This is a genomic window from Roseateles sp. So40a, assembly GCF_048081605.1.
Taxonomy (GTDB): Bacteria; Pseudomonadota; Gammaproteobacteria; order Burkholderiales; family Burkholderiaceae_C; genus Roseateles.
Genome location: NZ_CP182288.1, coordinates 2,788,359 through 2,813,242, shown reverse-complemented (window position 1 = coordinate 2,813,242; position 24,884 = coordinate 2,788,359). Strand labels below are relative to the sequence as shown.

At 68.7% G+C, this 24,884-nt stretch carries 23 protein-coding genes and 2 tRNA genes; 13 read left to right on the top strand and 12 right to left on the bottom strand.

Features of this window, described 5'->3' with window-relative positions:
• Positions 1–129 precede the first annotated feature (129 nt).
• From ACNI65_RS12810 to moaD, 5 genes are read left to right on the top strand one after another with little or no spacing between them, the layout of a single operon-like run.
• Positions 130–1,356, top strand: a complete 1,227-nt coding sequence (locus ACNI65_RS12810; RefSeq protein ID WP_416763465.1) for a pyridoxal phosphate-dependent aminotransferase — start codon at positions 130–132, stop codon at positions 1,354–1,356.
• A 29-nt stretch (positions 1,357–1,385) separates the two neighbouring features.
• The gene (locus ACNI65_RS12805) at positions 1,386–2,696 is read left to right on the top strand and encodes a homoserine dehydrogenase (protein ID WP_416763464.1); all 1,311 of its coding nucleotides are present in this window, start codon (positions 1,386–1,388) and stop codon (positions 2,694–2,696) included.
• Positions 2,693–4,102, top strand: a complete 1,410-nt coding sequence (thrC, locus tag ACNI65_RS12800; protein WP_416763463.1) for a threonine synthase — start codon at positions 2,693–2,695, stop codon at positions 4,100–4,102. The genes ACNI65_RS12805 and thrC overlap by 4 nt, the downstream gene beginning before the upstream one ends.
• On the top strand, positions 4,095–5,378 hold the full coding sequence (gene glp / locus ACNI65_RS12795) for a gephyrin-like molybdotransferase Glp (RefSeq protein WP_416763462.1): 1,284 nt from the start codon (positions 4,095–4,097) through the stop codon (positions 5,376–5,378). Before thrC ends, glp begins: the two co-directional genes overlap by 8 nt.
• 20 nt (positions 5,379–5,398) lie before the next feature.
• Entirely contained in the window at positions 5,399–5,650 is a 252-nt protein-coding gene (gene moaD / locus ACNI65_RS12790) for a molybdopterin converting factor subunit 1 (RefSeq protein ID WP_416763461.1), read from the top strand.
• Positions 5,651–5,706: 56 nt separating this feature from the next.
• On the opposite strand, the gene ACNI65_RS12785 is transcribed toward moaD, so the two are convergent.
• Positions 5,707–6,519, bottom strand: a complete 813-nt coding sequence (locus ACNI65_RS12785; RefSeq protein WP_416763460.1) for an acyl-CoA thioesterase — start codon at positions 6,517–6,519, stop codon at positions 5,707–5,709.
• Positions 6,520–6,806: 287 nt separating this feature from the next.
• On the opposite strand from ACNI65_RS12785, the gene ACNI65_RS12780 reads away from it, so the two are divergent.
• Positions 6,807–7,088, top strand: a complete 282-nt coding sequence (locus tag ACNI65_RS12780) for a type II toxin-antitoxin system RelE/ParE family toxin (RefSeq protein ID WP_416763459.1) — start codon at positions 6,807–6,809, stop codon at positions 7,086–7,088.
• Entirely contained in the window at positions 7,060–7,380 is a 321-nt protein-coding gene (locus ACNI65_RS12775; RefSeq protein ID WP_416763458.1) for a helix-turn-helix domain-containing protein, read from the top strand. The genes ACNI65_RS12780 and ACNI65_RS12775 overlap by 29 nt, the downstream gene beginning before the upstream one ends.
• Before the next feature lie 33 nt (positions 7,381–7,413).
• Here the strand turns inward: ACNI65_RS12775 and ACNI65_RS12770 are convergent, their stop codons facing one another.
• From ACNI65_RS12770 to ACNI65_RS12755, 4 genes are all read right to left on the bottom strand, one after another.
• On the bottom strand, positions 7,414–8,154 hold the full coding sequence (locus ACNI65_RS12770) for a hypothetical protein (protein ID WP_416763457.1): 741 nt from the start codon (positions 8,152–8,154) through the stop codon (positions 7,414–7,416).
• Between the two features lie 79 nt (positions 8,155–8,233).
• Positions 8,234–9,859 carry a flavin monoamine oxidase family protein gene (locus ACNI65_RS12765; RefSeq protein ID WP_416763456.1) on the bottom strand — a complete coding sequence of 542 codons (1,626 nt, stop codon included), beginning with the start codon at positions 9,857–9,859 and terminating at the stop codon, positions 8,234–8,236.
• Positions 9,856–11,463 (bottom strand): polyamine aminopropyltransferase, encoded by a 1,608-nt coding sequence (locus tag ACNI65_RS12760; protein WP_416763455.1) that lies wholly within the window; start codon positions 11,461–11,463, stop codon positions 9,856–9,858. Before ACNI65_RS12760 ends, ACNI65_RS12765 begins: the two co-directional genes overlap by 4 nt.
• A gap of 34 nt (positions 11,464–11,497) precedes the next feature.
• Entirely contained in the window at positions 11,498–12,244 is a 747-nt protein-coding gene (locus ACNI65_RS12755; protein ID WP_416763454.1) for a hypothetical protein, read from the bottom strand.
• A gap of 105 nt (positions 12,245–12,349) precedes the next feature.
• Between ACNI65_RS12755 and ACNI65_RS12750 the strand changes: the two genes are divergently transcribed.
• Entirely contained in the window at positions 12,350–12,934 is a 585-nt protein-coding gene (locus ACNI65_RS12750) for a nucleotidyltransferase family protein (RefSeq protein ID WP_416763453.1), read from the top strand.
• Positions 12,935–12,941: 7 nt separating this feature from the next.
• Here the strand turns inward: ACNI65_RS12750 and ACNI65_RS12745 are convergent, their stop codons facing one another.
• Positions 12,942–13,799 (bottom strand): metallophosphoesterase, encoded by an 858-nt coding sequence (locus ACNI65_RS12745; protein ID WP_416763452.1) that lies wholly within the window; start codon positions 13,797–13,799, stop codon positions 12,942–12,944.
• 118 nt (positions 13,800–13,917) lie between these two features.
• On the bottom strand, positions 13,918–15,801 hold the full coding sequence (locus ACNI65_RS12740) for a sensor histidine kinase (RefSeq protein ID WP_416763451.1): 1,884 nt from the start codon (positions 15,799–15,801) through the stop codon (positions 13,918–13,920).
• A gap of 126 nt (positions 15,802–15,927) precedes the next feature.
• Between ACNI65_RS12740 and ACNI65_RS12735 the strand changes: the two genes are divergently transcribed.
• The 4 genes from ACNI65_RS12735 (at position 15,928) to ACNI65_RS12720 (ending at position 18,542) form a co-directional block, all read left to right on the top strand.
• Complete coding sequence (locus ACNI65_RS12735) at positions 15,928–16,458, top strand: hypothetical protein (RefSeq protein ID WP_416763450.1); 531 nt, start codon at positions 15,928–15,930, stop codon at positions 16,456–16,458.
• Positions 16,459–16,574: 116 nt separating this feature from the next.
• On the top strand, positions 16,575–16,832 hold the full coding sequence (locus ACNI65_RS12730) for a hypothetical protein (RefSeq protein ID WP_416763449.1): 258 nt from the start codon (positions 16,575–16,577) through the stop codon (positions 16,830–16,832).
• Between the two features lie 176 nt (positions 16,833–17,008).
• Positions 17,009–17,683, top strand: coding sequence for a DUF6345 domain-containing protein (locus tag ACNI65_RS12725; RefSeq protein ID WP_416763448.1), 675 nt, complete (start codon positions 17,009–17,011; stop codon positions 17,681–17,683).
• A gap of 10 nt (positions 17,684–17,693) precedes the next feature.
• Entirely contained in the window at positions 17,694–18,542 is an 849-nt protein-coding gene (locus tag ACNI65_RS12720) for a hypothetical protein (RefSeq protein WP_416763447.1), read from the top strand.
• 10 nt (positions 18,543–18,552) lie between these two features.
• Here ACNI65_RS12720 and ACNI65_RS12715 read toward each other — a convergent pair.
• Both ACNI65_RS12715 and ACNI65_RS12710 read right to left on the bottom strand, forming a co-directional pair.
• Positions 18,553–18,629: transfer RNA gene (locus ACNI65_RS12715), tRNA-Arg, on the bottom strand.
• Positions 18,630–18,799: 170 nt separating this feature from the next.
• A complete protein-coding gene (locus ACNI65_RS12710) occupies positions 18,800–20,785 on the bottom strand; it encodes an OPT family oligopeptide transporter (protein WP_416763446.1) in 1,986 nt (661 codons plus the stop codon).
• A gap of 364 nt (positions 20,786–21,149) precedes the next feature.
• Here ACNI65_RS12710 and ACNI65_RS12705 point away from each other — a divergent pair, with 364 nt between their 5' ends.
• On the top strand, positions 21,150–22,595 hold the full coding sequence (locus ACNI65_RS12705; protein WP_416763445.1) for a putative bifunctional diguanylate cyclase/phosphodiesterase: 1,446 nt from the start codon (positions 21,150–21,152) through the stop codon (positions 22,593–22,595).
• A 49-nt stretch (positions 22,596–22,644) separates the two neighbouring features.
• Here the strand turns inward: ACNI65_RS12705 and ACNI65_RS12700 are convergent.
• The 3 genes from ACNI65_RS12700 to ACNI65_RS12690 all read right to left on the bottom strand — a co-directional run bounded on the left by ACNI65_RS12700 (position 22,645) and on the right by ACNI65_RS12690 (position 24,672).
• A tRNA-Pro gene (locus ACNI65_RS12700) sits at positions 22,645–22,721 on the bottom strand.
• 93 nt (positions 22,722–22,814) lie between these two features.
• Complete coding sequence (locus ACNI65_RS12695) at positions 22,815–23,855, bottom strand: phosphotransferase family protein (RefSeq protein ID WP_416763620.1); 1,041 nt, start codon at positions 23,853–23,855, stop codon at positions 22,815–22,817.
• A 112-nt stretch (positions 23,856–23,967) separates the two neighbouring features.
• Entirely contained in the window at positions 23,968–24,672 is a 705-nt protein-coding gene (locus tag ACNI65_RS12690) for a Crp/Fnr family transcriptional regulator (protein ID WP_416763444.1), read from the bottom strand.
• Between the last annotated feature and the right edge of the window lie 212 nt (positions 24,673–24,884).

Sequence of the window (24,884 nt, the reverse complement as noted above, 5' to 3'; positions counted from 1 at the left end):
GGCAGCGACGCAGGGTGCCGCCGCGCGGCGGTGCGATTACCCGCGATAACCCTGTGTTTAAATCGATGGTTCCCGATTTTCCCCTGGCATTCCCCCTGTGGAATCCCCGAAACCTCGACCGGAGCCATCTTGAGAACCGTCACCAAGTCCAGCAAATTGGCCAATGTCTGTTACGACATCCGCGGACCCGTGCTGGACAAGGCCCGGCAGATGGAGGAAGAGGGGCAGAAGATCATCAAGCTGAACATCGGCAACATCGCCGCCTTCGGCCTGATGCCGCCTGACGAGATTGTCCAGGACATGATCCGCAACCTGCCCGACGCGGCCGGCTACACGGATTCCAAGGGCCTGTTCGCGCCGCGCAAGGCGGTGGTGCATTACTGTCAGGAGAAGGGCATCCGCGGCGTGGCCGTCGATGATGTCTATCTGGGCAACGGCGCGTCCGAGCTGATCGTGATGGCGCTGAACGCGATGCTGGACAACGGCGACGAGGTCCTGCTGCCCGCGCCCGATTACCCGCTCTATACCGCCGCCGTGGCGCTCTCTGGCGGCAACCCGGTGCATTACGTCTGCGACGAGTCCAGCGACTGGTTCCCCGACATCGCCGACATCCGGGCCAAGATCACGCCGCGCACCAAGGCGATTGTCGTGATCAACCCGAACAATCCGACGGGGGCGCTGTATCCCGAGCCGCTGCTGCGGGAGATCGTCGAGCTCGCGCGCCAGCATCAGCTGATCATCCTGGCCGACGAGATCTACGACAAGACGCTGTACGACGGCCACGTGCACACCAGCATCGCCGCGCTGTCGGACGACGTGCTGACGCTGACCTTCAACGGCCTGTCCAAGAACTACCGCAGCTGCGGCTACCGCGCCGGCTGGATGGTGGTCTCGGGCGACAAGCGCCATGCGCTGGACTACATCACGGGGCTGAACATGCTGGCCTCGATGCGCCTGTGCGCGAACACGCCGGGGCAGCTCGCGATCCAGACCGCCCTGGGCGGCTACCAGTCGATCAAGGACCTGGTGGCGCCGGGCGGCCGGCTGGCGCGTCAACGCGATCTCGCCTACGAGCTGCTGTCGCAGATCCCGGGCGTGAGCGTCGTCAAGCCCAAGGCCGCGCTGTACATGTTCCCCCGCCTCGACCCCAAGATCTATCCGATCGAGGACGACCAGCAGTTCGCCTACGAGCTGCTGGCCGAGGAAAAGGTGCTGATCGTCCAGGGGACGGGCTTCAACTGGAAGTCTCCCGATCATTTCCGGCTCGTGTTCCTGCCCAACACGGACGATCTCCGTGACGCCGTCGGCCGCATCGAGCGCTTCCTGGCGACCTATCGCAAACGCCACGGACGCTGACCCCCCGATCTTCTGAAAGACCCATGACGATGAACCCGATCAAAGTTGGCCTGCTGGGCATTGGCACCGTCGGTGGCGGCACGTTCCACGTGCTGAACCGCAACCAGGCGGAGATCCGCGGACGCGCCGGCCGCGGCATCGAGATCGCGATGGTGGCGGACCTCGACGTCGAGCGCGCGCGCAGCATCGTCGGCGACGCCTGCCCGGTGGTGGCGGACGCGCGCGAGGTGATCGCCAATCCCGAGATCGACATCGTCGTCGAGCTGATCGGCGGTTACGGCATCGCGCGCACGCTGGTGCTGGACGCGATCAAGGCCGGCAAGCACGTGGTCACGGCCAACAAGGCGCTGCTGGCGGTGCATGGCAGCGAGATCTTCGCCGCGGCCCGCGAGAAGGGCGTGATGGTCGCCTTCGAGGCGGCGGTGGCCGGCGGCATCCCGATCATCAAGGCGCTGCGCGAGGGCCTGACGGCCAACCGCATCGAGTGGATCGCCGGGATCATCAACGGCACGACCAACTTCATCCTGTCGGAGATGCGCTCCAAGGGACTGGACTTCGGCACGGTGCTCAAGGAGGCGCAGCGCCTGGGTTACGCGGAGGCGGATCCGACCTTCGACATCGAGGGCGTGGACGCGGCGCACAAGGCCACGATCATGGGCGCGATCGCGTTCGGCATCCCGGTGCAGTTCGAGCAGGCCCATGTCGAGGGCATCACCGCGCTGCAGGCCACGGACATCAAGTACGCGGAGCAACTGGGTTATCGCATCAAGCTGCTGGGCATCGCGCGCCGCCGCGAGCAGGGCATCGAGCTGCGCGTGCATCCGACGCTGATCCCGGCGGGCCGGCTGATCGCCAACGTCGAGGGCGCGATGAACGCGGTGCTGGTGCAGGCTGACGCGGTGGGCACGACGCTGTATTACGGCAAGGGCGCGGGCGCGGAGCCGACGGCCTCGGCGGTGATCGCCGACCTGGTGGACATCACGCGCCTGGCGACGGCCGATCCGGACCATCGCGTGCCGCACCTGGCCTTCCAGCCCGATGCGATGAACGACACGCCGATCCTGCCGATGGATCAGGTGCAGACGGCGTTCTACCTGCGCCTGCGCGTGGCGGACCAGGCGGGGGTGCTGTCGCGCATCACGACGATCCTGGCCGAGCACGAGATCAGCATCGACGCGGTGCTGCAGCGCGAATCGGCCGAGGGCGAGAGCCAGACCGACCTGATCATCCTGACGCACGACACGCGCGAGGGCCGCATGAGCGTGGCGCTCGCGAAGATGCAGGCGCTGGACACGGTGCTGGCGCCGATCGTGAAGCTGCGCAAGGAAGAGCTGGCGTGAAATACCTCAGCACCCGCGGCGACAAGACCGAGCGCCACTTCTGCGACATCCTGCTGGAGGGCCTGGCGCCCGATGGCGGGCTGTACCTGCCGACCGCGTATCCGACGATTGACGCCGCCACGCTCGCGCGCTGGCGCGGCCTGTCCTACGCGGAACTCGCGTTCGAGATCCTGTCGCTGTACATCGACGACATCCCCGCCGCCGACCTGAAGGCGATCACCGCGCGCACCTACACCGAGGCCGTCTTCGGCACGCCGCAGATCACGCCGCTCAAGCCGCTGGAGCCGGGCCTGGCGCTGGTCGCCCTGTCCAACGGCCCGACGCTCGCCTTCAAGGACATGGCCATGCAGCTGCTCGGCCAGCTGTTCGAGTACGAGCTCGGCCGCCGCGGCGAGACGCTCAACATCCTCGGCGCGACCTCCGGCGACACCGGCAGCGCGGCCGAGTACGCGATGCGCGGCAAGGCCGGCATCCAGGTCTTCATGCTAAGCCCGCACGGTCGCATGAGCCCGTTCCAGCAGGCTCAGATGTTCAGCCTGCAGGACCCCAACATCCACAACATCGCCGTGCAGGGCGTGTTCGACGACTGCCAGGACATCGTCAAGGCCGTCTCCAACGACCTCGCGTTCAAGCGCGGCCAGCGCATCGGCACGGTCAACTCGATCAACTGGGCGCGTCTGCTGGCGCAGGTCGTCTACTACTTCGCTGCCTACTTCCAGGCCACGAAGAGCGACGCGGAACGGGTCAGCTTCACCGTGCCGTCGGGCAACTTCGGCAATGTCTGCGCGGGGCACGTCGCCCGGATGATGGGTTTGCCGATCGACCAGCTGGTCGTCGCGACCAACGAGAACGACGTGCTCGACGAGTTCTTCCGCACCGGCGTCTATCGCCCGCGCGGCGCCGAACACACGCTGGAGACCTCCAGCCCGTCGATGGACATCTCCAAGGCCAGCAACTTCGAGCGTTTCGTGTTCGACCTGCTGGAGCGCGACGGCGAGCGCGTGAAGCGCCTGTTCGGCGAGGAGCTGGCCACGCGCGGCTTCTTCGAGATCACCGCCGAGGAGCGCGCCCGCATCGCCGGGCAATACGGCTTCGTCTCGGGCCGCAGCACCCATGAGGACCGCATCGCGACGATCCGGGAGTGCCACGCGCAGTACGGCGTCGTCATCGACACCCACACGGCGGACGGCCTGAAGGTCGCGCTGGCGCGGCGACAGCCCGGCGTGACCATGCTGGTGCTGGAGACCGCGCTGCCGGCCAAGTTCGCCGCCTCCATCGAGGAAGCGCTCGGCCTGGTGCCGCCGCGTCCCGTCGCGCTGGCCGACCTGGAATCGCGCCCCAAGCGCGTGACGGTGCTGCCGGTCTCGGTCGATCAGGTCAAGCAGTTCATCGTCGAGCATGTCTGAGACCACCCCCATGCCGGCCGCGCCACGCGCGCCGATGATGCCGATGGAGGAGGCGCTCGAACGCCTGCTGTCGCAGGTCGCGCCGCTGGGGCGGACCGAGCCGGTGTCGACGCCGCTGGCGCGCGGGCGCGTGCTGGCGCAGGACCTGGCGTCGCCGCTGGATGTGCCGCCGTACGACAACAGCGCGATGGATGGCTACGCGATGCGCGCGGCGGACGTCGCGGCGCTGGGCGGGGAGGGCGCGGTGCTGCCCCTCTCGCAGCGCGTGGCGGCGGGCTCCGTGCCCACGCCCTTGCAGCCGGGCACGGCCGCGCGCATCTTCACCGGCGCGACGGTGCCTGAGGGCGCGGACTCCGTGCTGATGCAGGAGCAATGCGAGGCGATCGCCGAACCGGCCGCGGGCTCGGCGCCCGGACTGGGGCAGGTCCGTCTCCTGGGGCCGCTGGTCCCGGGCCAACACATTCGCCGTCGGGGCGAGGACCTGCGCACCGGTCAGACGGTGCTCACCGCGGGGGCGCGTCTGAACGCGGCCTCGCTCGGACTGGCCGCGACGGCCGGTGCCGCGACCTTGACCGTGGCCGCGAGGCCGCGCGTGGCGCTGTTCTCGACGGGCGACGAACTGGTGCTGCCGGGTCATCCGCTGGGTCCGGGTCAGATCTACAACTCCAACCGCACGACCTTGCACGCGCTGCTGCTGGCGATGGGCTGCGAGGTGCGCGACCTGGGCATCGTGCCCGACTCGCTGGAGGCCACACGCGCCGCGTTGCGCGACGCGGCCAGCGACGCGGACCTGATCCTGAGCTCGGGCGGGGTCTCCGTCGGCGAGGAGGACCACCTCAAGCCAGCGCTCGAGCGCGAGGGGCGGCTGGACCTCTGGCAGATCGCGATCAAGCCGGGCAAGCCGCTGGCCTTCGGCGAGGTGACCAGTCAGGGCGGACGCACCTGGTTCATGGGCTTGCCGGGCAATCCGGTGTCGAGCTTCGTGACCTTCCTGCTCTTCGTGCGCCCGGTGCTGCTGCGCCTGCAGGGCGCGACGCAGCTCTTGCCGCGTGGCTTCCAGCTGCCGGCGGAGTTCACCTGGACCAAGGCCGACAAGCGCCGCGAGTTCCTGCGCGCGAAGCTCAGCGACGCGGGCGGGCTGCAGCTCTTCGGCAATCAGAGCTCAGGCGTGATGAGCTCGGCGGCCTGGGCCGACGGGCTGATCGACCTGCCGCCGGGCGCGACCGTCGAGCCGGGGCAGGTGCTGCGCTTCCTGCCCTTCAACGACTTGTTCTGAGCCTTCGGGCGGATGTTGAGATGACGATCACCGTGCGTTACTTTGCCGCGCTGCGCGAAGCCCTGGGGACCGACGAGCGCATCGCGCATCACGCGGGCGCGACGCTGGGGTCGCTGCGCGACGCGTTGATCGCGAGCGACGCGGCCCATGCCGAGGCGCTGGCGCGCGGGCGGGCCATCCGCTGCGCGCTCAATCAGCAGATCCTGCCGGAGGACACGCCGGTGGCCGACGGCTCGGAGATCGCCTTCTTCCCGCCCGTGACGGGCGGTTGAATCTTCCCGCCCGTGATGGCCGGTTGAATCTCCCCGCCCGTGACGGGCGGCTGAGCTCATTCCTTGAAATAGACCATCTGATGCGTGGAGGCCAGCAACTGGCCGTGGTCGCTCCAGACCTCGGCGGTCTGGTCGAAGTAGCCATTGCGGAAGTTCAGCGCCCGGGCCATCGCGAGCACGTGCCGGTCGCCTTGCTCGGCGAGCAGCGCGGCGTCCGCGTGGAAGTAGGTCGTCAACGAGACGGTGCCGATGGCGCCGGGTTTTCTGCGTCGCACGAAGATGCGCGGGAAGAAGCTGTCGCAGATCGCGGCGAGGGACGGGAAGTCCATCGGCCGTGCGGGTTCGTCGCGCACCCAGTAGCGGCTGACGGAGTGCGATTGCTCCTGGCCGTCGAAGGGGCCGGGCGCGAAGCCGGGCAGGAAGCGCATGTCGTAGCGCGACACCCAGGCCGGCAGGAAGCCGACCTTGGGCAGTGAGGGCAGCCCGGCCGCGGGCGGGACGTCGGCGGGGAGCGTCGCCTCGGGGGCGGACCAGGTGTCGCGGCGTTGCGCGAAGACGGCGGTGCCGGTGGCGGCGACCTCGCCGCCCTGCAGGAGCTCGAGGACCCAATGCTGCGTGGAGCGGTTGGTGCGTGCCGGGAGCGCGTCGATCTCGAAGTTGCCATCGACGAGCGGGCTGCAGAAGTTGACCGTGAGCGCGATGGGCTCACCCAGGCGTTCCGGGTGCAGCAGGGCCGCGTTGAGCATCGCGGCGCTGGTGGTGCCGCCGAAGGGGCCGACCATGTTGGCGTAGGCGGGCGAGGTCGCGCCGGCGAATCGGTGGCCGCCGGCCGGGGCGAGCAGGATGGCTTGGTCGAGGTCGTGAGGCATGCGTCACCTGGAACAACGGGAAGGACGCCCATTGTGCGCAGGGATGGCGCGCCTGGCTGTCACCTCAAGGACCGAGACGCATCCCCCATCGGAAGGCCGACTTCGGAGCGAGTCTCGCCGGGACAAGACCTGGCACTGATCGACATCGCAGTGCGTGGGGGTCGCCATGGCGGGGACGGTCTACTTGGTGTCGGGGTTTCAACGATGGATGAGCAAGCAGGTCTTGAGCGAGCGAGACCTGTGCCGCGCTGTGGACGAAATGGCACGGGGCCTGATCAGAAGCAGATTTGGGTAGTGGCCTCGTGAAGAAGCGGATCGCACGATCCGGGGCTGGCAAGCGAGGCGGCTATCGCGTGATCGTCGCGAACCGGCCAGGTGGGCCTTGGTTCTTCGTCAAGGGCTTTGCCAAGAACGCGATGGAAAACGTGGATCGGGAGACCCTGCTGTACTGCCGTGCAGTCGCGAGGGAATTGATCGCAAGCTCGGCGGAAAGCTTGGAGGTCATGGTGAAACGCAACAACTTGAAGGAGGCGATTTGTGATGCGCAAGCGCAAGAACGAGCTCATTGAAGAGATGCTCCGGATGAGTCGGGAGTTTCATGCTGGAGGAGCGTTCAGCGATGAAGCGATGTGTCGTCTCGAGCATGCGGCGATGCCGCCGCCGGAACCGCTGACCGTCGAGGACTTCCGCGCCATCCGCGAGCAGACCTCGTACAACGAGTACACGCTCGCGAGGATGCTCAACACGACTGCGCGGCGCTATCGGCGGTGGGAGCAAGGCTTGGGCCGGGCTCCACATGGCGCGGAGCTCAGGCTGCTTCGGATGATCCGGGATCGAGGCGTGCACGCGATCTTCCCGTGATCCCCGAGCAACTGGATGGCGTTGCCAGCGGCGTCAGCCCGCCGGCTTTTTCAGATGCCGCGCCAGGAGCTGGTCCCACGAGTTGGCGAACTGGTCGACGAGCTGATCGAAGGCCGCCTGCTCGTTGGCGCGGCGGGCCTTGTCGGCGTTCTCGTTGCTGCTCCAGGCGCTGGCGGAGGTCTCCGACTTCTTCGTAGCCTCGTAGGCCGAGTAGACATAGCCCGTCCGCGTGTCCATCAGCAGGGCCGAGGCTGTCGTCGTGACGTAGATGGTCTTGGTCGGCGCCAGGCCCAGCGTCAACAGCGTGATCGGGCGCGCGGCGTCGGTGTCGAAGAAGGTGGTGTCGAAGGTGTAGATCAGCAGCAGGTCGCCTTGCAGCCGCGCCGCGGCCTCGCGGAGTTCCTTGTCGCTGTCGAGCTGCTGCGGTAGCAGCATGCGGTTGATGGCCACGATGCCGCTGACCTGCGGCAGGCGGGCGATGCGTTCGAACTGGCTGTCGCTCTCAACCTCGCGGGTCGTGACGACGGAGTAGCGGCCAGCGCCGTACGCGCCGCCGGATTGACGCAGGTGGTAGTTGGCGTAGCCCGAGGACTGCACGCGGACCGCGGCGATCGCGGCGGGGAAGGGCGCGGTCGGCTTGGCGGCGAAGCCGGCCTGGATCGACGCGGGCGCGAAGGCCTGCAGGTCGGCCTTGGCGCCGGGGGCGATGTAGCTGCTGGCGCAACCCGTCAGGGTCAGCGTCGCGATCATGGCAAGCAGGGTCAGGATTCTCATGTCGACTTGTCCTCCGTGGGGGTGGACTGTGCCTGATGAATCCACGGTTTGAAAACTTCGACCTGCGGCACCCGGCTGATCACCCGCGTTTCAGCATCCTCGCCGCCACCACCTCCCCCTGCGTGAACGCCTCCTCGAACACCGAGTAGCCCGCGAGGTCCGCGTGCGCCACATGCAGCCGTCCCTGCGCGCGCTCGCGCAGCGCCGCCAGCGCCGCCGACCCGCGCAAGCCCGGATGCGGGATGCTCATTGCGTGGCCGTAACGCATCAGTTCGATGCGCTGCAGCCGCTCCGGCAGGTCCGGATGCATCGGCGCAAGATCGGCCAGCACGCGGCCCGCCCACGCGCGCCAGTCGTCCTGCAACAGATCCTTGCGCTGCGATTCCCGCAGCGCGCGGTAGGCCGTCAGCACCATCGGACCTCGGCTCGGATCCAGGTCCTGCTGCGCCGCGTTCACGTAGCCCAAGGCCTCGCCGCCATACGCCACGTTGTCCCAGGACAGCGGCGCGCCCAGTCGCTCCAGCGGCGGCGCGTCCAGCAGCAGGTTGGCGACCAGCCACGGCGCATATCGCATCGCAGAAGCCGCTTCCGTCAGCGCGGCCGGCGGCTGCTCGGGCAAGCGGGCGGCGATGAACAGCGGCATCGCCAGCACGACCTGGTCGGCCTCCCAGCGCTCCACCGTGTCGGCGTCCGCGTTCCAGACGAGCACCTGCACGCCATGACGTTCCTCGCGCACGCGCAGCGCCGTGCGCCCGCCGTGGAAACGGTCGGCCAGCGGCGCGGCCAGCCGTTCCGACAACCACCCGTTGCCCTGCGGCCATGTCAGCACGGCCTCGCGCTCCTCGCCGCTCATGAATCCATGCCGGCTGCCGAAGTAATGCAGCCCCGCCCAGGCCGACACCTGAGACGCATCCGCGCCGTAGTCGTCGCGGCAGCAGTAGTCCAGATACCAGCGCAAGGGCTCGGCGGTGAGCTGTTGCGCCTCCAGCCACGCGGCGAAGGTCTGCGCGTCCAGCGCCTGATGCGCCGGTGTCCACGCGTGATGCGTGCTCGGCATCGCGAAGCCCACCTCGCGCCGCGCCTGATCGACCAGCTCGCCGAAGCGGTGGTACTGCGCCTGCACCTCGGGCGTCTCCGCCGGCGGCAGCAACCCGTCGACCCACTGGTCCTGCCACCACAGCCGCTCCTGCGGGCTGTGGCAGAGCCAGCGCTCTTCGAAGACCCAGCGGCCGTGTTCCTGGCGCGCGAGCCCGAGATCCTCCAGCAGCGCGCGCACCTCGACCGCCTCGGGTCCCGGCGTGGGCAGGTAATGCGCGCCGAGCGGGCAACGCAAACCCGCGCCGAGGGTCTCGCCCGCACCGATGCGATGGCCGCGGCTGTTGCCACCGGGTTGGTCCTCGAGATCCAGCAGCGCGACGTCCACTCCGCTCAGGCGCAGCCGCCTCGCGCAGGCCAGTCCCGCGATGCCGGCGCCCAGCACCAGCACCTGCGCGCGCCGCGGCGTTTCCGCTGCCGCCGCCCAAGTGGGCAGGGCGCCGCGCAGCCGATGACCGCGCTCCCAGTTCGCGCCGGTCCAGCCGCCGGGCAGATCGCCGAGCCGCTCGGCGAGCCGCTCCGCGATGGGACGCGCGTCACGCCCGCAGGCCGACAGCATCGGCAGCAATGAGGCGGCCAGCGCGCCCGTGAGCAGGTCGCGACGCTTCAATGCAGCTTGCCCCATTCGCGCTCGAACTCGTGGACCAGCGCCTGGTTGGACAGCCGGTTCACTTCCAGCCCTTCGGGGCGCGCCATGTCGGGCGGGAAGTTCAGCAGGGCGGGCATGCCGTCGATGCTCAGGAAGCGCAGGCCCTCCGGCAGCTTGCGCGGGATGGACCACGGCCGGCGGCCCGCCAGCACGTAGCCCCATTCGCCGAAGCTGGGCACATGCGCGTGATAGGGCGTCGCGGTGAACCCGACGGACTCGATGGTCTTGACCACGGTCCAGTACGCACGCGGTGCCACGAGCGGCGAGGTCGACTGCACTACCGCGAAGCCCGAGGCATTGAGGTGCTGATCGACCAGCTTGTAGAAGCTGGCCGTGTACAGCTTGCCCAGCGCGAAGTTGCTGGGGTCGGGGAAGTCGATGACGATGACATCGAAGGTCTCGTCCGTGGTCTCCAGCCAGCCGAAGGCGTCGGTGTTGACGATGCGGACCTTGGGATCTCGCAGCGCGTCATGGTTGAGCTGGCGCAGCAGCGGCATCGTCGAGAACAGCTGCGTCATGTGCGGATCCAGCTCCACCAGCGTGACCTGCTGCACCGACGGGTAGCGGAGGATCTCGCGCACGGCCATGCCGTCACCGCCGCCCAGCACCAGCACCTTGCGCGGCGCGCCCTGCGCGGCCATGGCGGGATGGACCAGCGCCTCGTGATAGCGGTACTCGTCGCGCGAGTGGAACTGCAGGTTGCCGTTGAGGAACAGGCGCGTGCCGCCAGCGCCCTGCGTCACGACGATGCGCTGGTAGCTGCTGCTTTCCTTGAAGACGATCTGCTCGCCATAGAAGCGGTCTTCAGCCCAGGTGCTGAGCCGATCAGCGCCGATCATCGCGGCGGTGAGCAAGGCGATGGACACGGCGCAGGTGAGCGCGTGCGAGCGCCAGGTGCGCAGCTCGGCGCGGAAGATCCACAGCGCCCAGACCGCGACGGCGACATTGAGCAGGCCGAAGAACAGCCCCGTGCGCACCAGCCCGAGGTTGGGCACCAGCAGCAGCGGGAAGGCCACGGCCACGAGCAGCGCGCCGAGGTAGTCGAAGGTCAGCACCTGCGACACGAGTTCCTTGAGCGCGTAGCGCTGGCGGAAGTGGCGCTTGAGGATGCGCATCACCAGCGGGATCTCCAGCCCGACGAGCGTGCCCACCAACAGCACCAGGCCGTAGAGCAGCACGCGGAAGCCGGCGACCTGGGACGGGGGTAGCAGGCTGTGCGCGGTGAACAGCGCCGCGGGCATCAGCCCGCCGATGACGCCCACGAGCAGCTCCAGGCGCAGGAAGTGCGCGATGAGCTGGCGGTCGATGAAGCGCGACAGCCAGGAGCCCAGGCCCATCGCGAAGAGGTAGGCGCCGATGATGGTCGAGAACTGCAGGACGGAGTCGCCGAGCAGGTAGCTCGCGAGCGCGCCTGCGGCGAGTTCATAGACCAGGCCGCAGGCGGCGATGACGAAGACGCTGGCCAGCAGCAGGACCTCGGGCAGCGAGGCCCGGCCGCGGTCGGGAGCGGCATCGTCGTGGTCGGGGTCGTGCGCGGCCGCCGCGGCGGTGGGGTCTTGAGACATGGGGCGCGAGGCTATCACGCGCGAGGGAGGGATTTCACCCCTCGCGGCGGGCGCGGATCGCGTCGGCGAGCGCCTGGGCGTAGCCGTCGATGAAGGCCTCGCGGCGCCGGCGGAAGTCGGCGGCGGTCTTGAAGACGCTGGCCTTCTGGTTCAGCAGGTAGGCAGTCACGATGGCTTCTTCTTGAGGGAGGAAGAAGTGGACCATCGCGGGCGAGGCGCTGGCCCCGAAGAGGTTGTCGCCGGCCCATAGCGTGTCGATGCCGCGCACCCGGGCGTCGGACAGTTCATAGGGCACGCGGCCCGGTTCGAGCGCCTGTGCGAAACGGCTCTGGACCTCAGCGGACTGCTGCGGGAGCCAGGCCTGCACCGTGGCCGCCTGGGCCTGGTGCCGGTTGCGCATCGCCTTGATGCACAGGGCGCGGTCGCGGTCGAACTGGCCGGGCATCGAGGTCTCGACCTTGACATTGGCGAAGAGCTGGCCGCTCGTCAGCGCGTACATGGCACGCACGCCGTCGCGCACGGAGACGCGTTCAGTGCGGGCCGTGGCGCTGGCGCCGGTCGTGGCCGGCGGGATCTGGAGTTCACGCCAGCTGACGCCATCGGATCGGGTGTCGATCTGACGCAGGACGATCTCGTCGGATACACGGGCGGGGACCAGGCGATTGAAGGGCGCAGCGAATTCGGCGGGGTCTGCGGCCGCGGGCGCCGCGAGGAGCGCGCGCGAGGAGCCGGCAAGGAGGCCGAAGGCCGTGGCGTGTCGCAGCAGTGCGCGTCGTTGCATTCCCGGATTCCCCTGTGAACTTGCAAATGCCGCGCAGTCTATGCGGCTCTCGAGGGGCTCGATCTCCCTCTGAATGGGGGCTCCGGGATGATGGACACTGCGGCGATGGAGAACGTTGAAGTGGCGTTGGAAGGGCGCTTGAAGCAGATGGTCCTCGACTGTGGCTGGCTCATGCAAGCGCTGTGCGCCGTGCGGGACCTGGGACTGCCGTCCTGGTGCATCGGCGCGGGCGCGATTCGCAATGCGGTGTGGGACGCGCTGAGCGGCCACACGCGACCTTCTGCGCTGTCCGATGTCGATGTCGCGTTCTTTGATGCGAGCGATCTGACGCCTGAGCGAGATGCCGCGCTGCAGCGGCGCCTGGCCGCCGCGCATCCCGGCGTGCCTTGGGAGGTCACCAACCAGGCGGCCGTCCACCTGTGGTTCGAGTCCTACTTCGGGCACGCGGTCGCGCCGCTGCGCTCGTTGGAGGAGGCCGTTGGCACCTGGCCGGAGTACGCGACCTCGGTCGGTATCTGGCTCGATGCGGAGGACGCCCCGCAGGTGGTCGCGCCGCATGGCCTGGAGGATCTCTTCGCCATGGTCGTGCGCCGCAACCCAACCCGGGCCAGTGTGCGCGACTTCAACGATCGCACCGCATCGAAGCGCTACGCCGAGCGCTGGCCGAAGGTGCGGATCGTGCCCGCCTGAGGCGTCTTCAACGCTCGCGCTTCGGCGCATCCATCGTGAATATCACCCACTCGGGCCGCATGTTGAAGCGCACCGGGTAGATGCTCACGCCCAGGCCGCTGGTGATGTAGACCGGCCGTCCGTTGACGTTGACCCAGCCATGCGTCTGGTCGTTGGGCCAGCCGTGCGGCGCGACGGCGGAGCCGTAGAAGGGGATCCAGACCTGGCCCCCGTGCGTGTGCGCCGCCACCGCCAGGCCCGGCGCCGGCTTGAAAGATCGCGCGCTCGCCGGATCGTGCATCAGCGTCAGCGCCTGCGCGCCCGGCGGCAGCTGGCGCATCGCGCGGGTCGGGTCGCTCTGCATCGAGGTCCGGTCGCCGATGCCTACCACCCACAGCGAGGTGCCCGGCAGCGGCACGGCCTCGTTGAGCAGCACCGTGATGCCCGCGGCGCGCAGCGCGCGATTGAAGCCGCTGCTGTCGGTCCACCAGTCGTGATTGCCCAGCACCGCGTAGACGCCGCGCGTGGCCTTCAGCCGGCCAAGCACGGCCGCGACATCCGCCGCGGTGGTGCCGTCCTCACCCCGGCCCGAGATGAAGTCGCCCGGCAGCAGGATCACATCAGGCTGGGCGGCGTTGATCTCGTCGACGATCGCATTGGCCCGCGCGATCGTCATCACGCGCTTGAACTCGTGCGCGATGTGCCAGTCCGAAGCCACCACCACCTTCAGCCCCGGCGGTCCACGCCACTGCGGGACCTCCACCGGCAAGTCTCGTCGCGCGACCCAGCGCGGCTCGATCAGCAGCGCCCACACCGCCAGCAGCGCCAGCAGGAGCAGCAGCCAGCCCAGGAACTTCAGGAATTTGCGGAGCGCGGTCAGGAACATCGAGACGGGAAGAGTGACGGACGATCAGCCCGGCAGGCCGTCGCATCGCAGTGAAAACGAAGGGCCGCAGTATGGAGGCAATCGCGGTGCCGTCTGTTGCGATTGCGTGCAGGGCGAGTCAATGCGCCGGGAACTCGATGTCCAGCCGGCAGCCCTGGCCGGGCGAGGACGTGATGGTGATGCGTCCGCGCAGGCGTTGCAGCACGCTGACCTGCGCGACGAAGAGGCCCAGTCCGCTGCGTCCGCGGCCGAATTGCGTGGAGACGTAGGGATCGAAGACGCGCGGCAGCAGCTCCGGCGCGATGCCGCGGCCGTGGTCGCTGACGCGCAGCCGGACCTGCCCGGCGGCGTGCGAGGCCTCGACCTCGACCACACCGTCCTGCCCCGCGACGTAGGCGTGGCGCTCGACGTTCTGGAAGAGCTGCAGCAAGACCTCGGTGAGCGCCTCGGCGGGCAGCTCGACCTCGACCTCCGCGCGGCAGCGCAGCGTGAGCGGGGTTTGCGGCGACAGGCCGCGCTGCCAGGCCGCGTCCACCAGCCGGGCCAGCGACACGCGCCGCGTGGGCTCGATCGCGTGACGCGCGTCGATGTGTTGATAGCTCCGCACGAGGGCCAGGGCTTGCTCGACATTGCGCCGCGCGAGTTCCGCGCTGGCCTGGCAGCGTTCGAGCTCGGTCGTGAAGTGACGTCGCGACACGGAGCCCTCGGCCAGCCGGTCCACCAGTCCCGCGTTGACCTCGGTGACGGTGGACAGCACCGTCAAGGCCGAGCCCAGCGGCGTGTTCATCTCATGCGCCACGCCGGCCAGCAGATGGCCCAGCGTGGCGAGCTTGCTGCGCTCGATGAGCTCGGCCTGCATCTGGCGCTGCAGGTCCAGCGCGGCTTGCAGCGCCTCAGCCTTGTCGGCGAGTTCGTCCGCATGCGCCTGCGTGCGCGCCTGGAGCTGCTGCGCGTGACCGAGCTCGATGCGGCGCAGCTCGGTGACCGCGTCCATGCGGCTGCTCTCCCGGGTGTCCTCGAGTTCCAGTGCATGGGCGTCGCGCAACGAGGCCAGCGCATCGACGAGCCGGCCGGCGTCCTCCTGCCAGCGCGCGAGCTGCTGCAGCCGATGCACGACCTGGCGCCGCATCGAGAAGCGCCGGCTGTCGGCGACCACGCGGACCATCAGCGCGATGGCGGTGTCGACGTCGCCGGCGCGCCAGGCGAGGGCGGCCTGCGCGGCGTAGAGCTCCTTGGCGATGCGCTCGCCGCCGGCGCCGGCCAGGCGCAGGTACTCCTCGGCCTCGCGCAGCAGCGTGTCGGCCTCGGCGTCGCGACCGTCGATCAGCATCTCCTCGGCCAGCGACGAGCCGGTGTTGCAGGCGGAGATCCAGCGGCGCTGGGCGACGGCCACCATCAGGCCCTCGCGCAGCACGCGCTGTTCCTCGGCGCGCTGGCCGAGGTGGCGATGCGCGACCGAGATCGACGCGTAGATGTCGACCCAGCGGCCACGGTCCTCGCAGACGCGGAAGAGCCGGATGGACTCGCGGAAGGCGTCGATGGCGGGCTCAAACTGGCGTTGCAGCGAGAGCGCGCCGCCGATGGCGCGCTGGCAGTGGGCCTGATCGACGGGGCGCTCGCTCGCGGCGGCGCGGCGCGTGATCTGCTCGAGCAGCGCGAGCGCGGGATTCAGGCGGCCGAAGCGCAGGTGCATGCGGCAGCGCAGCGAGAGCACCGCGACGGCGACCGAGGGGCCGTGGCCGGCGTCGACCCAGGGCAGGACGGCATCGAGGATGGCCTCGATCTGCTCGGAGCGCCAGAGCTCGCCGCAGAGGTCGGTCAGGTGCCAGGCGAGCTCGACGCCGAAGTCGCTTGGGGGCAGGGTGAGGACGAGGTCGAAGAGCCGCATCGTCGGCACGAGCCGATGCTGGGCGCTGCAGGGGTCGTCGGCGTAGTCGCGCATCTCCGCGTCCAGCCACGACCGGCAGGCGGGGGCGTTGTCGATGGGCGGCGCTTCCCTCACGTGTGCGGCTCCAAGGGGACAGGCGATTATGCGACGGGGCCTATGATGCCGCGCATCAAGGGAGAACGACGCGCATGAAGACGCTGTTGGAGTTGGAACTGGACCTGCCGAGCCTGACGGATGTCGATGACTGATCCGCGCGCGACCGATGGTGCGCGGCCCCCGGTACGCGAGACCCTGAGCGATCGATCGGGTCGGGTGGAGGCGACCTTGTCGCGCACGCGATTCGTGGTGTCGGTTCTGTTGTTCTTCGTCCTGGTCGGAGGCCCGCTGTGCGGGCTGGCTTCCTTCATGCTCCTCCTGTCGTTGGCGCCCGCGCCGCCGGATGTCGCCTCGATGTTCTGGGCGGCGCTGCTCATGATGATCACCGCGCCCGTCCAACTGGCGGGCCGGATGCTGGTCCTGGGTCTGGTCACCGTCGCGCCCCTGGTGCTGCTGTCGATGTGGCGACCCGAGCGGGTCCGCCGCTGGCGACCGTGGCAGCGGACGCTGGCAGCCTTGATCGTGCCCATCGCCGTGACGGGTGTGCCCTGGTTGGTGGCGAGCAGCGGCATGCCGCGCGGCTTGCCATGGGGAACCTGGCTGACGCTGCTCGTCCCCGTCGCGGTGTGCGCCGCGTTTGTCGGCGGCAGGCTATGGTCGAGGTTGCGGCTCTGAGCCGTGCATGGCCGGGGAGCTGCTGGCCAGTCGCGCTGTCTGCACCCTGTCGTTCCCGCTCGACGTTCCGTCGCGCCGGCGAGGCGATGCGGACCTCGCCCGGCTAAGGTGACCACATGCCGCGCCCTTCGGCGCGGTCCTCGCCGCAAGGCATCAAGGAGTGCGTCATGGGCTTCGTCGGCCTGCTGTTCTGGTTGGTCCTCTTCGTGCTGTGCTGGCCGCTGGCCCTGCTGGCGCTCGTCCTGTGGCCGCTCGCCTGGCTGATCACACTGCCGTTCAGGCTCATCGGCCTCAGCGTCGAGGCCGTCTTCGCGCTGCTCAAGGCCATCCTCTTCCTGCCCGCGCGCGTGCTGGGCTGGCGCGAGTCCCGCTGAGCGGTGGCTCTCGCTGCTCCGCTGATCGCGGCCCCCTAGCTTGACCCTCGCCCCCCTAGCTCGACCCGCGAGAAAGCCTCGGCGTCCTTCCGATTGAGGATGTCCGCCCCCGCCGCGCGAGCGCATCTTTGCGCCCTCGCAGTCACAGCCAACGCGCTGTTCAAAGGGGAGATGACATGGGCAGTATCGGAATCGAATGGGTGCGCCAGTACCACGGCCTGGCCGGCAACCTGACCAACACCAAGCCGCAGGCCGAGGGCTTCTACAACACGCTCAGCGCCACGCGCCGCTTCCAGTGGGGCGACGACCTGGCCTGGGATCGCGACTTCGAGCAGCAGGGCGCGGGCTCGCCCGCCTCGGGCACGGACACCATCTGGGCCGACAACGTCGACATGGTGTTCTTCTCGGGCCACGGCTCGCCGAGCGGTTTCCTCTTCGGCGTGAAGACCGACGACGCGAAGGTCAAGCCGACCGAGGTCCGCTGGGGCGACAAGGAACTGGAGTGGATCGCGCTGGACGCGTGCAACGTGCTGGAGGCCAACGGCGTGTTCAGCCGATGGGGCTGGCCGGTCTTCAAGGGCCTGCATTACATCCTCGGCTTCCACACGACCACCGGCGACGAGCCCGACCGCGGCCGCCTGCTGGCGCAGTACCTGAACAACGGCGAGACCATGCGCCGCGCGTGGATCAAGTGCTGCCAGGACACGGAGGGCTCGGACACGCAATGGGCCTACCTGCGCGCGGATGCGCCGGGCACCGACACCTACAACGACCACTGGTGGGGCAAGGGCAGCGTGTCGGCCGATCCCGACAGCCCGACGGTCCTGTACTACGCCCGCGGCGCGTGCTGAGGAGAACGACATGAGCGTGAAGATCCAATTCCCCGAGCTGCCCCGCGTGAATCGCGAGTTGCCGCTGTACACGGCGCTGCCGCCGAGCTGGACCGCGGAGAAGGTCGCCAAGCTGGCCTCGCGTTTCGACATGAAGGGCGAGGTGGTGGATGCCGGCCCGTGGTACGTGTGCCGCAACGAGCCGTGGGTGCTGGAGGTCTACCAGGCCAGCCACTCGCTGCGCATCGAGCGCCAGGACATCGATGCCGAGGGGCGCGATCGCAAGGGCGATGCACCGGACCGCGAGGCGGCGATGGTCACTGCCAAGCGCGTGATGGCGATGATCGGCGACGAGTACGCGAAGCCCGAGCTGCACTCGGTGACGGAGCTCGAGGTGATGCGCGCGACGCGCGAGCAGCGCGAGGGCGAACGTCATGTGGTCGGGCTGCAGGTCAACTACCGCTACGCGCTGGACGGCGTGCCGCTGGTGGGGCCGGGCGCGAAGGCGCAGGTGAGCGTCGGGGCCGATGGGCAGCTGATGCAGGCCTATCGATTCGCGCGCGCCGTGGAGCGCATCGGCGCGCGCGAGAGCGTGGCGCCCGAGGAAGCGATGCGCCGCTTCGCCGCGAGCGAGATGGTGGCCAGGCTTGATGCGCGGGCGAAGGTGTCGGTGTCGTCGGCGGTGCTGGGGCTGCTGGCGATTCCGCCGACGGAGGTGCAGAGCGTGCTGGTGCCGGTGTACGTGCTGCGCGGCGAGATCAGCACCGAGGCGCTGCCTCGCCAGGCCTTCGTGACCTACGTGGCCGCGACGGAACTCGGCGAGGCCGATGCCAAGCGCAAGCGCTGGCAGCAGGTGCGACCGGGGCTGGTGACTGCTTGAGGCGAGCACTTGGCCTGCCCGGAGGGACTCGAACCCCCGACCTGCTGCTTAGAAGGCAGCTGCTCTATCCAGTTGAGCTACGGGCAGACTGAAATCGGTCAGCGACCGAACCCGCGTCCTGAATGGACTTCGGGCCCTTCAACCGCGTTCCCACGCCGTCGAAGGGCCCGAATTGTGCCACGCCGACCGCCGTCACCAGCGCGCGTGCTTCAGTTCGACTTCGATCCTTGTCCGATCGACTGTCGACAAGCTCAAACTCAGATGAGCACGTTCACGATCGCGTTGCCGATGCCCATCAGCGCCGCGCCCGAGATCAGGCCCGCGCAGATCGGCTCGCAACCGTCCACCCAACGCTTCCAGCCCGAGCTGCCCGGCGTCTTGTAGACCTTGCCCATCACGAAGAAGATCATCGCGCCGACCCACATCGCGAAGGTCGACTCCGGCGGCAGCACCACGCCCAGGCCGATCGCCACCGACGACAGCGGGAACTTGCCCTTCGTCGCCATCTTGATCACCTCGATCACCACCGCGCACGCCGCCGCGATCGCCATCGTGATCAGCGCCGACGCCGGCAGGCTGTGCAGCCCGTTGGCGATGATCTCCGCCACGCCGCGCCATTGCACCGCCGCGGGCATCGAGAACTGCTCGGAAATGATCGTCGACGTCGAGCGCACGCCATCGGCGTTCTTCGGCACGAACAGCAGGAAGAACAGCGGCACGCAGAACAGCACGCCCGCCACCACGCCGATCACGTGACCGATCGCCTGATGACGCGGCTTGCCGCCCAGCATGTAGCCCGGCTTGATGTCGCTCAGCAGGTTGGCCGCGTTGGAGGCGATCTCCGCGGTCATCCCCGCCGGCACCAGGTTGGACGCCGGATTGGAGCGGTCGATCGCGCCCATCGTGAACTGCGTGATCTTGGACAGCGCGCCCGTGGGCGTCCACGAGGTCAGCGCCATCGAGTTCGTGCAGATCACCGTCAGCACGAAGATCAGCGGCAGCGAGATCAGCGCCATCAGGAACGGCACGCCGAAGAACGCGTGCGAGGTCCACGCCGCCAGCACGCCGAAGATCGGCACGCCCACGTACGAGATCCACAGCGGCACCTCGATGTGGTTCAGCAGGTCGGTGCCGTCGCTCTTGCGCGGGTCCTTCTTCTTGAAGACCTTGAAGACCGCCAGGAACAGGTCCGGCTTGGCCAGCAGCGTCGTCAGCGAGCCCGCGACCATCATGGCCACGCCCCACCACATCGACCACTGGTTCACGATCTCCACGCGCGAGATCGGGATCAGCGCGCCCGTCGGGCCCACGCGCTGCACGATGTCGCCGGCCTGGATCATGATCGGCGCCAGCACGACGAAGTTGACGAAGGCGCCCAGCAGGCAGCTCGTCGCCACCGCGATGCCCATCAGCCCGCCCACGCCCAGCATCGCCGCGTCCAGCGTCAGACGCAGGCCCAGCGCGCGGATGTCGGTGCCCAGGATCTTGGGGATCCACAGCTCGGCCTTCACCGCCATCTCGTAGTAGTACTGGTCCAGCCGCTCGTGGAAGGTCCAGGGCTCGGTCATGCCGGCCCACTTGTCCATGCGCAGGACCTTGAACTGCAGCAGCTTCATCCAGCCGTCGCTGACGATGGCCTGGTAGAGCGCCGCGCCCGCGGCCACCTTGGCCAGCAGCTTGGCCTTGTAGATGCCTTCGCCGCCTTCGCCCGTGTACAGCGAGTCCAGCACCACGCCGCATGCGCGGCCTTCAGGGAAGGGGAGCTGGTCCTCGTTGATGAAGCGGCGCTTCATCGGGAAGGCCACGAGCACGCCCAGGATGGCGATCACGACCATCCAGATCATCATCTGCCACCACGGCACGATGTGGTCGACGACCAGCATGTACGCCGCCAGCGACGAGAACAGCGGCGACACCACATAGCCCGCGGCCGTCGCGATCGACTGCGTGCAGTTGTTCTCCAGGATCGTGTAGTCCTGCGCCCATCCCAGCGTCGCGAAGATGCGGAACATCGCGAAGGCCAGGATCACCGACGTCAGGCCCACGCCCACGCTGATGCCGGTCTTGCCGCCGATGTACAGCGAGGTCGCCGCCAGGATGCCGCCCAGCATGAAGCCGGTGAAGCCCGATCGCAGCGAGAGCTGCGCCATGTCGCCGCGAAAGACGTTCTTGAACCACCACTCGTCCTTCTGCGCGCGCGACCAGGTCTGTACCTGCTCGTCGGTCAAATGCTGTAGCGCCATGCTCTGCTCGATCCTTCCGGGTTGACCCGTTCTTGCCGCGCCCGGCTCCGGGCTCGTGACCAGGAAGGACGCTGATTTGAAACAAAAAAACAGCGCGCATTGTCCCCGGCTGACATCGTGCTGACACAGCGGGTCACATGGGGTTTCTACCTAACCCGAAGGTCGGTGTGCGATTCCCTCGTTGTGGTGTCGTGACCGCGCCGTTGTCGCCCCCAGCGGGGTCAATGCGTCAGGCTTGTCACGCTGGCGGCGGGGTCGGGCGTTGCGAGGCCCCCGCATTCCGGTGCTGACAGCGCACGAAAGCGCGTTCAACGCCTAGCATGTGCGCATCCCCTCGTGATGGACGGAGCCGCTGTTGACGCTGATGTGGGTTCTCCTGGGCGTCTTGCTGGGCGCCGCGCTGACCCTGGTGCTGCTCCTGGCGGTCCAGGGTCGACTGGGTCGCGCGCGTCAGCGCCGCCAGCGCGACCGGCTGACGGGTCTGCTGCTGTCACGCCGCTTCGAGGATGAATTCGCCACCACGCTGGACGCGCTGCAGCGCCGCGGCGGGGAGGGCAGCCTGCTCTACATCGGCCTGGACGGCTTCCGGCTGATCAACGACGAGCACGGCAAGGAGGCCGGCGACCACGTGCTGGTGCGCACCGCCGAACGCTTGCGTCAACTCGCCGGAAAGAAGGCCCTCGTCGGGCGGGTGGCGGGGGATGAATTCGCTCTTTGGAGCGAGATCCCGGCGTCGCAGACCGATGCGTTGGTGCGTCAGGTGCTGGAAGCGCTGGGCGAGCCCGTGGTCATCGGCGCGCTGGGGTTGAGCGTGGGCGTGTCGGTGGGCGTGGCGATGTCGCCCGAGCACGGCGGCTCGATCCGGCTGATCCGGCGCGCGCAGACGGCGATGCGCTCGGTGAAGCGGCTGGGTGGCAGCGGGCATGCGTTCTTCGACGCGGTGCAGGAAGAAGAGCTGCGTGAGGAGCTGACGCTGGCGCGCGAGCTGCGCGAGTCCGTCAAGAACAAGGAGCTGGACCTGCTGTACCAGCCCAAGATGGACGCCGGCACGATGCAGGTGACGGCGGTCGAGGCGCTGCTGCGCTGGAAACATCCGACGCTGGGCATGGTGAGTCCGGCGCGATTCATCCCGATCGCCGAGCGCTATGGGCTGATCGACGCGATCGGCGACTGGGTGGCCGACACGGCGCTGGTGCAGGCCGCGCGCTGGCGCGAGATGGGGCTGCGCATGCGGGTCGCGATCAATGTGTCCGGCTATCAGATGCGCTCGGATGAATTCATCGGCCGGCTGGAGAAGGGCCTGCGCAGGCACAAGCTGCGGCCGGAGCGATTCACCGTGGAGATCACCGAATCGGTCGCGATGGAGCACACGACGGTCACCGGGCGCGCGTTCAAGCGGCTGGGCGCGCTGGGCGTGCACGTGTCCATCGATGACTTCGGCACGGGCTACTCGAGCCTGGCGGCGCTGCGGCAGTTGCCGGCGCAGGAGCTCAAGATCGATCGCGCCTTTGTCGCGGACGTGGCCACCAGTCCCGAGGCGCAGGCCATCGTGCGCGCGGTGATCGAGATGGCGCGCGCGCTGCAGTTGAAGGTCGTGGCCGAGGGGGTGGAGACGCCCGCGCAGCGCGATCAGCTCGTGGCGATGGGCTGTGACGAGCTGCAGGGCTACCTGTTCGCCAAGCCCATGTCGGCGCGCGCGATCGAGGTGCTGGCCTCGGATTCGGGCAAGGCGCCCAGCGGTCACGCCGAGGGCTTCCGGCCGTCGATCTTCGTGGAGACCGCGGCGGTGCCGCTGGATGGGCGGCGCTGAAATGGATCGAGCCGCGAAGGACAGGTCCTTGGCGGCTCGATGAAGAGAATGGTCGGGGCGGCGGGATTCGAACTCGCGACCCTCTGCTCCCAAAGCAGATGCGCTACCAGGCTGCGCTACGCCCCGACGAAGCCGCAGATTGTAGCCTGGAAAATCGACGCGTCAGAAGACTGATTGCGGAGCGTCGCCAGGAAGGTCCTCGGCGCGCGTCCGGATCCGTCAAGCCGACAGCTTCTGCGCCATCTGCCAGCCCAGTTCCGCCATCGGCTTGGCGCCTGCCGCGGCCTCGCGCGCCTGCGCGCTCGACGCGGTGCCGTCCTCCACGCGCTTGGCGATGCCCTGCAGGATCGCGCAGATGCGGAACAGGTTGTAGGCCATGTAGAAGTTCCAGTCCTTCATCACCAGCTTCGGATCCGCGCGGCCGGTGCGCTCGCAGTAACGGCGCACGTAGTCCAGCTCGCCCGGGATGCCCAGCGGCGCCAGGTCCACGCCGCCCAGCCCGCGCGCGGTGCCCGTCTTGAGGATGTGCCACGACATGCAGTGGTAGCTGAAATCCGCCAGCGGGTGGCCCAGCGTCGACAGCTCCCAGTCCAGCACCGCCAGCACGCGCGGCTCCGTCGGGTGGAACACGAGGTTGTCCATCCGGTAGTCGCCGTGCACGATCGAGACCTCGCGCTCGTCGCGCGCCGACTCCGGGATGTGCGCCGGCAGCCATTCGATCAGGCGGTCCATCGCCTCGTTGGGCCCGGTGATCGAAGCCTGGTACTGCTTGCTCCAGCGGCCGATCTGGCGCTCGAAGTAGTTGCCCGGCTTGCCGTAGGCCTCCAGCCCGACCGCGCGCACGTCCACGCGATGCAGCGCGGCGATGACGCGGTTCATCTCCTCATAGATCGCGCCGCGCTCCTGGTTGGAGGCGCCCGGCAGCGTCTGGTCCCACATCACGCGGCCCTGCACGAACTCCATCACGTAGAACGCGCGGCCGATGATCGATTCGTCCTCGCACAGCGCCAGCATCCGCGGCACCGGAACGTCGGAGCCCGCCAGCGCGCGCATCACGGTGAACTCGCGTTCGATCGCGTGCGCCGACGGCAGCAGCTTGGCCACCGGTGCGGGCTTGGCGCGCATCACGTAGGTCGCGTGCGGCGTGATCAGCTTGTAGGTGGGATTGGATTGGCCGCCCTTGAACTGCTCGATCGTCAGCGGGCCGGCGAAGCCCGCGATCTCGCGCGTCAGCCAGGCGGCGAGCGCCTCGGCGTCCATCGGATGGGAAAGGGCGCGGGTGCCGGTGAATGCGTCGTCCACGGGGTCTCCTGGAGTTGTCGTGATTCGTGAAACACGCGCCCCGGAGACCGGGACACCGGTCGCGGGACGCTCAGCGATTGGCGATGGCCAGCAGCTTTTCCTTGCTCAGCACCACGAGCCGCGTCGGCTCGACGCGCACCGCGCCTTCGCGCTCGAAGCCCTTGAGCTCCTGATTGACGCGCTGCCGCGACGCGCCCAGCAGCTGCGCCAGGTCTTCCTGTGCCAGCTGCAGGCCGATGCGGACCTCCTCGCCCTGCGTCACGCCGTAGCTGCGCGCGAGCAACAGGATCTGCTTGGCCAGGCGCGAGGCCAGGGGTCGGGTGTTGAGGTCCTCGACCTGGTCGAACATCAGCCGCAGCCGGCGGCAGTTCAGGCGCAGCAGCGCCTCGTACAGCTCCGTGTGGCGCTGCAGCAGGTCCTTGAAGTCGGGCTTGCGGATGACCAGCAGCGTGGTCTCGCCATGGGCGCTCGCGTCGTGCGTGCGGGGCAGGCCGTCGAAGAGGGCGATGTCGCCGAACCAGATGCCGGGCTCCACGTAGGTCAGCGTCACCTGCTTGCCCGACAGCGACACCGAGCTGACGCGCACCGCGCCGCGGGCCACGCCGATCCATTCCTCGGCCGGCTCGCCGCGCACCGACATCAGCGCGCCATCGGCTAGACGTCGAACGGTGGCTCGCGCCAGAATGTCGCTGCGCAAGGGCAGTGACAGCTTGGAAAACCACGGACCCGTCTCGATGTTGTTGCGTTCGGAAATTGTAAGAACCGAGCTGTTCATGCTTTGTCGCTGGCGTGACAAGCCAGCTGTCTCCTGGAAGATGCCCAAGTGGTGCGCCCCCTTCGGGGTCATGCGCGGACTATTGTGAGGGAGTGGCGGCGCGCTTGCCCGCGTCGTGCCCAGGCCTGCATGATGCGTGGGCGATGCGCATTCGGGACGAAGGAGGGGCGCTTTTCCGGGTTTGTCCCGGGGAGCACCGTGCTAGAGTGAAA

Coding starts and splice junctions, on each gene's coding strand:
- ACNI65_RS12725 (WP_416763448.1), top strand. CDS start 17,009: ATGGGCAGTATCGGAATCGAATGGGTGCGCCAGTACCACGGCCTGGCC.
- ACNI65_RS12750 (WP_416763453.1), top strand. CDS start 12,350: ATGGAGAACGTTGAAGTGGCGTTGGAAGGGCGCTTGAAGCAGATGGTC.
- moaD (WP_416763461.1), top strand. CDS start 5,399: ATGACGATCACCGTGCGTTACTTTGCCGCGCTGCGCGAAGCCCTGGGG.
- ACNI65_RS12785 (WP_416763460.1), bottom strand. CDS start 6,519: ATGCCTCACGACCTCGACCAAGCCATCCTGCTCGCCCCGGCCGGCGGC.
- ACNI65_RS12695 (WP_416763620.1), bottom strand. CDS start 23,855: ATGGACGCCGAGGCGCTCGCCGCCTGGCTGACGCGCGAGATCGCGGGC.
- ACNI65_RS12710 (WP_416763446.1), bottom strand. CDS start 20,785: ATGGCGCTACAGCATTTGACCGACGAGCAGGTACAGACCTGGTCGCGC.
- ACNI65_RS12730 (WP_416763449.1), top strand. CDS start 16,575: ATGCCGCGCCCTTCGGCGCGGTCCTCGCCGCAAGGCATCAAGGAGTGC.
- ACNI65_RS12760 (WP_416763455.1), bottom strand. CDS start 11,463: ATGTCTCAAGACCCCACCGCCGCGGCGGCCGCGCACGACCCCGACCAC.
- ACNI65_RS12735 (WP_416763450.1), top strand. CDS start 15,928: ATGACTGATCCGCGCGCGACCGATGGTGCGCGGCCCCCGGTACGCGAG.
- ACNI65_RS12770 (WP_416763457.1), bottom strand. CDS start 8,154: ATGAGAATCCTGACCCTGCTTGCCATGATCGCGACGCTGACCCTGACG.
- ACNI65_RS12745 (WP_416763452.1), bottom strand. CDS start 13,799: ATGTTCCTGACCGCGCTCCGCAAATTCCTGAAGTTCCTGGGCTGGCTG.
- ACNI65_RS12755 (WP_416763454.1), bottom strand. CDS start 12,244: ATGCAACGACGCGCACTGCTGCGACACGCCACGGCCTTCGGCCTCCTT.
- ACNI65_RS12705 (WP_416763445.1), top strand. CDS start 21,150: ATGTGGGTTCTCCTGGGCGTCTTGCTGGGCGCCGCGCTGACCCTGGTG.
- ACNI65_RS12805 (WP_416763464.1), top strand. CDS start 1,386: ATGAACCCGATCAAAGTTGGCCTGCTGGGCATTGGCACCGTCGGTGGC.
- ACNI65_RS12775 (WP_416763458.1), top strand. CDS start 7,060: ATGCGCAAGCGCAAGAACGAGCTCATTGAAGAGATGCTCCGGATGAGT.
- ACNI65_RS12690 (WP_416763444.1), bottom strand. CDS start 24,672: ATGAACAGCTCGGTTCTTACAATTTCCGAACGCAACAACATCGAGACG.
- glp (WP_416763462.1), top strand. CDS start 4,095: ATGTCTGAGACCACCCCCATGCCGGCCGCGCCACGCGCGCCGATGATG.
- ACNI65_RS12720 (WP_416763447.1), top strand. CDS start 17,694: ATGAGCGTGAAGATCCAATTCCCCGAGCTGCCCCGCGTGAATCGCGAG.